5 protein-coding genes are annotated in these 5911 nt (G+C 34.4%); 1 reads left to right on the top strand and 4 read right to left on the bottom strand.

The annotated features are described in order from the left end of the window. The 3 genes from ACIQ0D_RS11060 to ACIQ0D_RS11050 all read right to left on the bottom strand — a co-directional run. A partial coding sequence (locus tag ACIQ0D_RS11060) for a M23 family metallopeptidase (RefSeq protein WP_395805583.1) occupies nt 1-616 on the bottom strand: 616 nt, incomplete at its 3' end. Nucleotides 617-625: 9 nt separating this feature from the next. Continuing rightward, the gene (locus ACIQ0D_RS11055) at nt 626-1237 is read right to left on the bottom strand and encodes a fumarylacetoacetate hydrolase family protein (protein ID WP_395805581.1); all 612 of its coding nucleotides are present in this window, start codon (nt 1235-1237) and stop codon (nt 626-628) included. 44 nt (nt 1238-1281) lie between these two features. Next, nucleotides 1282-1821: a T9SS type A sorting domain-containing protein gene (locus ACIQ0D_RS11050; protein ID WP_395805579.1), complete on the bottom strand. Its 540-nt coding sequence runs from the start codon at nt 1819-1821 to the stop codon at nt 1282-1284. Nucleotides 1822-2037: 216 nt separating this feature from the next. Between ACIQ0D_RS11050 and ACIQ0D_RS11045 the strand changes: the two genes are divergently transcribed. Next, nucleotides 2038-3978 carry a KUP/HAK/KT family potassium transporter gene (locus ACIQ0D_RS11045; protein WP_395805577.1) on the top strand — a complete coding sequence of 647 codons (1941 nt, stop codon included), beginning with the start codon at nt 2038-2040 and terminating at the stop codon, nt 3976-3978. Nucleotides 3979-4052: 74 nt separating this feature from the next. On the opposite strand, the gene ACIQ0D_RS11040 is transcribed toward ACIQ0D_RS11045, so the two are convergent. Beyond that, entirely contained in the window at nt 4053-5765 is a 1713-nt protein-coding gene (locus ACIQ0D_RS11040) for an amino acid permease (RefSeq protein WP_395805575.1), read from the bottom strand. Nucleotides 5766-5911 lie beyond the last annotated feature (146 nt).

Here is a 5911-nt window from a genome sequence, read left to right as displayed (position 1 = left end):
GTTCACTAAATGCTTTTTCATTGGTATGATAAAGGTAAAGGCCTAAAATGATAGGTTTTATTTTATCAGGTATTCGCATTCCAAACAACTGAGGATTTATTGTTTCCTCGGTTTTGGTATCGCGAAGTTCAAAATGAAGGTGAGGTCCGCTAGATCCACCTGTATTGCCCGAATAGGCAATTATTTCACCCTTTTTAACTGGAATTTCTAACGGTGTTAGTGGAAAATCAATATCAAATTTTTCAACTTTATATTGATAGGATTTTAGAACTTGGCTTATTCGTTCATTATAATTGCGTAAATGCATATAAACGGACGTAAAACCATTTGGGTGATTGATATAAATAGCATTCCCTCCGCCACCAATCTGCACTCTAATTCTAGAGATAAATCCATCCGAAACTGCGTAAACTGGATAACCTTCTCGCTGATTTGTTTTGAAATCTAATCCTGAGTGAAAATGATTTGACCGTATCTCACCAAAGTTCCCAGAAATTATAGGAATAAGATCAAGAGGCGCTCTAAAATAGTTTAAAGGGTATTTATTTTGCTCAACCTGACTAAATGCGAGATTGGTTATGAGTAAAAATAAAATACTTAGGGACCGTCTTATCATCATTTAATCTTATCGGATATCAAAATCCAATAATTTTTCATCTTCCAAATATCCAGCCAAATGATCACCGATATTAACTTTTCCAACACCTTGCGGAGTACCTGTAAATATGAGGTCGCCTTTTTTCAATGTGAAATATTTAGAAACAAAGGAAATGATATATTCATAAGAAAAAAGTAAATCTCTAGTATTCCCATTTTGGACCGTCTTGCCATTTAGGTCAAGCCTGATATTTAATTGATTTAGATCCTTGAAATTTGATTTCGGAATAAATTTGCTAATTGGCGCAGAATGATCAAATGCTTTAGCAAGTTCCCAAGGTAGGCCTTTTTCTTTATGCTTTTGTTGAATATCTCGAGCGGTAAAATCGATACCTAGCCCAATTTCCTCGAAATAATTTCCTGCAAATCTTTCGGCAATGTGTTTACCTTCTTTTGATATTTTTAGAACAAGCTCAATTTCATGATGAATATCGCTTGAAAATTCAGGATGGTAAAATGGTTTATTATCCTTTAAAATTGCTGTGTCGGGTTTCATGAAAATTACCGGCACTTTTGGAATAGGATTATTTAATTCTTTGGCATGTTCGGCGTAATTACGACCAATAGCAATTATTTTCATACGGCGAATATATAAATACGGAGCAAAAAGAAGGTAAAAAATTATTAAAGTACAGAGATTCTTTTCGTAATTACTTCGGAGCCCACACTTACGCGGATAAAATAGAATCCACTTGTTATTCGCGAAGCAATTTGAAATGGTTTATTTTGATCGCCGGCTGCAATGCGTTCGGAAAGGAGGGTAGTAATTTCATTTCCAAGTACATCCATAATTTTTACGGTAACTGTTGCCTCTTTGCTGACATTAAAGCTTAAATTTAATTGATCAGAAATTGGGTTAGGGTAGACTTTAACATTATTTAAAACCTTATCATTCAGACCAGCTTTTGATGTGCTCATGAACTTACTGTTCATAAAGAAATTGTCTTTTGCTGGTTTAAATGGAATAAAACTAACTTTAACGCCATTTTTTAAGTAAGCAGGTTTGTTAAGTCGGGTATCTGTAATTTTTGTGGAAACCTTTTGCTTAGATTTTGTAGAATCCGGTCTGGGAACTTGTGAAAAGTTGTTAGCATAGCTACTTGCACCAAGCATAAGGCTTAGTACAATTGATGCAACAAAAGATCGCAAGTAGACGTTCATCATACGCAGATATATTCGAAAGTGTAAAGATAATCCATTTTTAGCTTTTGTGCGAGTAATTAGCCCTTTTTTAACAATTTTTAACGTAATAATTCTGTTTCTTTTAAAGAATTAACATTCTTTTAAAATTATAAAAAAAAAGATTGAAAATCAATGTATTATTCATACAGTTGTAAAATTATTTAAAAAAATTACTTTTGTACTCAAAATTGAAATGTAGTGTCGAATACTAAAAATCTCCACAAGCTATCTGCAGCAGGTTTATTAATTAGTTTAGGTATTATTTATGGTGATATTGGAACGTCGCCATTATATGTATTTAAAGCAATTATTTCTGATCGAATCATTACAACAGACCTAATTTTAGGTGGTTTGTCTTGTATATTTTGGACATTAACGCTGCAAACCACAATAAAATACGTAATTATAACATTACGTGCCGATAATAAGGGTGAGGGTGGTATTCTATCTCTTTATTCTTTGGTTAAGAAAAAGGGTAAATGGCTCGTTATTCCAGCCATGATTGGAGGTTCCGCTTTGCTTGCAGATGGTATGATTACCCCACCGATTACTGTTTCTGCTGCCATTGAGGGTTTGAGGATCTTTTATAAAGACATCCCAACCGTTCCCATAGTTATCGCTATTATTTCTTTGTTGTTTTTAATACAGCAGTTTGGAACTTTTATAGTTGGAAAAGCATTCGGACCCATTATGTTTGTATGGTTTACAATGATGGCTGTTTTAGGGAGTTTTTACCTTGTACAGTTTCCAGAAATTTTGAAAGCGGTAAGTCCCTATTATGCTTACGCCTTATTATCGACCAATCCAAGTGCTTTATTTATACTCGGTGCGGTATTTCTTTGTACAACAGGAGCAGAGGCTTTATATTCTGATTTAGGACATTGTGGCCGCCCCAATATTCGAATTAGTTGGATTTACGTAAAGTTATGTCTACTTCTAAACTATTTTGGTCAAGGTGTATGGCTTTGGCAACATCAAGGAAGTACGCTTACTCCAGGAGATAATCCATTTTTCAGTATTATGCCAGAATGGTTCCTTATCGCCGGAATTAGTATTGCTACCGCTGCAGCGATTATTGCTAGTCAGGCTATGATTTCAGGTTCATTTACCCTTATTTCTGAGGCTGTACGACTTAATTTGTGGCCTAAGGTCAAAATTAATTATCCTAGTAATCAAAAAGGTCAATTATATGTTCCTTCCATTAATATTTTGCTATGGATAGGATGTATCATTGTTGTTTTAGTCTTCCGCGAATCTCAAAATATGGAAGGAGCTTATGGTTTAGCCATAAATCTTACCTTTTTAATGACCACTATACTTGTTGCAACATTTCTCCATCGTAAGAAATTTCCAAATTACCTTATTGTAATTTTTGTTTCCATTTATGGAATAATTGAATTAGCATTTTTAGTGGCCAATATGGCTAAATTCCTTCATGGTGGATGGTTTACTCTTCTGTTAGCTTCATTATTGCTTTCTGTTATGTGGGCTTGGTATTCTGCACGAAAAATTAAAAATCGTTTCGTGAAATTTGTCGAGATTGACTCCTACTATCCAATTCTTACCGAATTGAGTGAGGATGAAACAGTACCTAAATATGCTTCTCAACTAGTTTACCTTACTAGTTCAAACTTTAATTCCGAAATAGAATCGAAAATAATGTATTCTATTCTTCAGAAACAACCCAAAAGAGCGGATGTTTATTGGATAGTACACGTTGATGTTACCGATGAGCCATTTACAAGAGATTATAAAGTGGAGGCATTGATTCCAAATAAGCTTATTAGAATCGATTTTAAGCTAGGTTTCCGCGTTGAACAACAAATAAATGTATTGTTCAGAAAAGTAGTGGAAAATCTCGTTAAAAATGGCGAGGTGGATATCACAAGTAAATATACATCTCTAAATAAATACAAAATTATTGGTGATTTTAGGTTCGTTGTGCTAGAGAAAGTCTTATCCAAATCAAATGTGTTGAGCTTTTGGGATAAGTTTATTATGGATTACTACTTCATTTTAAAGAAGTTTTCGCTGTCTGAAGAACGTAGTTTTGGACTTGATATCAGCTTCGTGACTGTTGAAAGAGTGCCTTTAATGATTTCTAGTCAAGATACGAGTGAGTTAACTCGATTGAGTTAAAATTATTGGTTTCAAACAAAAAAGACGATCTCCGCGCCGGAATCGTCTTTTTTGCTTTGGTAAATTATCAATAATTAAACCTCTTTTTTATTCAAATTGCTTTTATGATATGAATAGGAGAAATAAATAACTAGTCCTAAACCTAGCCAAAGTAAAAATCTCAGCCAATTGGTATAGCCCAATTCGGTCATCAGGTATAAACAACTAAGCATTCCTAAAACTGGAATTAGAGATAAGTTTTTAGTGAATGATAGCACAGACATGATTATTGCTAACAGAATAAATAAGAAATAGGGGAGTTTATCTCTATAAACATGCCAATCACCATTATACTCAAATAATGCAAAAATTTGATCTTTAAACGCAATGAAGAGTCCGATGAACAATATTGGCACAATAAATTTTGAATTAATATAAGGTATTCTGAAACGTTTGTGCTTAGATTCTTCGGCATCTTCTTTGGGAAGTAAAAGTACCCCTGCGCATACTAAAACAAATGCAAATAGGGTACCAATGCTAGTTAAATCAGTCACCTCGGTTAAATTCATAAACAAGGCTGGAATAGCTACAAGGGCACCGGTTACAAGGGTTGCAAACCAAGGTGTTTTATATTTTGGGTGAATGCTTGAGAATTTTTTAGGCAGTAAACCATCGCGACTCATCGCCATCCAGATGCGTGGTTGTCCCATTTGGAAAATTAACAATACACTTGCTGTAGCGATAACAGCACTAATGGAGATGATATAACTTATATTTTCTAGTCCCACATTTTGGAATACAAAAGCTAATGGATCTTCCACTTGCAGTTCTTTATAACTTACCATCCCTGTTAGGACTAATGCCACTAAAATATAAAGTACTGTACAAATAATAAGGGAGTAAATCATCCCTTTAGGAAGATCGCGTTGTGGGTTTTTACATTCTTCGGCGGTAGTTGAAATGGCATCGAAACCGATATAGGCAAAAAATACTCCAGAAACACCTTTCATCATGCCTGCAAATCCATTTGGCATAAAAGGATCCCAATTAGCGGGTTTAACATAGAAAAATCCTAAAATGATGACCGCAATAACAACTCCTACTTTAAGAATTACCATGGCATTGGTTGCCTTTTTAGTTTCTTTAATTCCTATATAAACTAGGTAAGTTATGAAAAATACGATAGCAAGTGCCGGAATATCAGCGATGAACTTAAAACTACCACTACCAGGAGCATCTACCCAAGCTTGAACTGCAAATCTTGCTTTTTCGCTCATTCCGCTAAGGTTTGATCCCGCTGCCACAAATTCTGCATGTGCTTTGGAAGCCGACAAATAATCCATGGTTAAGTAGGCTGGAACATGAATATTAAATCCTTTTAGTAAATTTGTAAAATATTCGCTCCAAGAAATTGCAACGGCGATATTTCCAATAGCATATTCCATTAAAAGATCCCATCCAATTATCCAAGCAATAAGTTCTCCAAATGAGGCATAAGCATAGGTATAGGCACTACCAGCCACAGGAATCCTAGAAGCAAACTCTGCGTAACATAATGCTGAAAATCCACATGTAATGGCAGTAATAACAAATAAAATACTTACTCCTGGTCCGCCCTGAAATGCCGCATTCCCAATTGTAGAGAAAATTCCCGCTCCAATAACAGCGGCAATTCCCATTAATGTAAGATCCTTTACGTTAAGAACCCGTTTTAATCCATCTGCTTCAGTTTCTGCATCCGAAAAACCGGCTTTTCGGTCTCTCATGATTAGCTCAATAGATTTTTTGCGAAACAGGTTTAATGCCATAATTTATTGAAATTGTTTGTTTAAAGAACCAAACATAAAAAATATTTTTTTGGAATGTACATTCTGATAAATATTGATTGATGGATTCTTCTTTTATTTTGTTTGATTTAATTTATTCTAAATTTTTAAGCTCATATTTTACAAAA

The organism is Daejeonella sp., assembly GCF_044342615.1.
GTDB lineage: Bacteria > Bacteroidota > Bacteroidia > Sphingobacteriales > Sphingobacteriaceae > Daejeonella.
Note: the sequence above shows the minus strand (reverse complement) of the source record. Positions and strands in the feature narration are given on the sequence as shown.